Raw genomic sequence first — 454 nt, 5'->3', positions numbered from 1 at the left:
CTCGTGATCTCCTGCGTGACAGGCAGGCGTCCTAACCAACTAGACCATGGAACCAACAATATTCAATTGTAATTGCGGGAGCTGGATTTGAACCAACGACCTCCGGGTTATGAGCCCGACGAGCTACCAGACTGCTCTATCCCGCGATAATGTTAAAAGGAGAATGAGGGATTCGAACCCTCGCGTGGTTTGACCCACCTAACGGTTTTCAAGACCGTCCCCTTCAGCCACTTGGGTAATTCTCCATGAACCCATGACCCGTACGGGATTTGAACCCATGTTACCGCCGTGAAAGGGCGGTGTCTTAACCACTTGACCAACGGGCCATCCGACGGAGAAGGAGGGATTTGAACCCTCGCACGGTATGACCCGTCTACACCCTTAGCAGGGGCGCCTCTTCAGCCACTTGAGTACTTCTCCATGATGATGTTATTCAATTTGCAGCTTTTGCCGC

The 454-nt window shown here is 52.4% G+C and carries 4 tRNA genes; all 4 read right to left on the bottom strand.

Annotated elements, in window-relative coordinates:
* Positions 1–72: 72 nt before the first annotated feature.
* The 4 genes from FC75_RS11940 to FC75_RS11925 all read right to left on the bottom strand — a co-directional run bounded on the left by FC75_RS11940 (position 73) and on the right by FC75_RS11925 (position 420).
* Positions 73–146 (bottom strand) — tRNA-Met (locus FC75_RS11940).
* An 11-nt stretch (positions 147–157) separates the two neighbouring features.
* Positions 158–245, bottom strand: a tRNA-Ser gene (locus FC75_RS11935).
* A 9-nt stretch (positions 246–254) separates the two neighbouring features.
* Positions 255–326 (bottom strand) — tRNA-Glu (locus tag FC75_RS11930).
* Positions 327–332: 6 nt separating this feature from the next.
* Positions 333–420, bottom strand: a tRNA-Ser gene (locus tag FC75_RS11925).
* Positions 421–454 lie beyond the last annotated feature (34 nt).

Source organism: Lacticaseibacillus camelliae DSM 22697 = JCM 13995 (assembly GCF_001436615.1).
GTDB classification, from domain to species: domain Bacteria; phylum Bacillota; class Bacilli; order Lactobacillales; family Lactobacillaceae; genus Lacticaseibacillus; species Lacticaseibacillus camelliae.
This window is presented reverse-complemented; position numbering and strand designations above follow the sequence as displayed.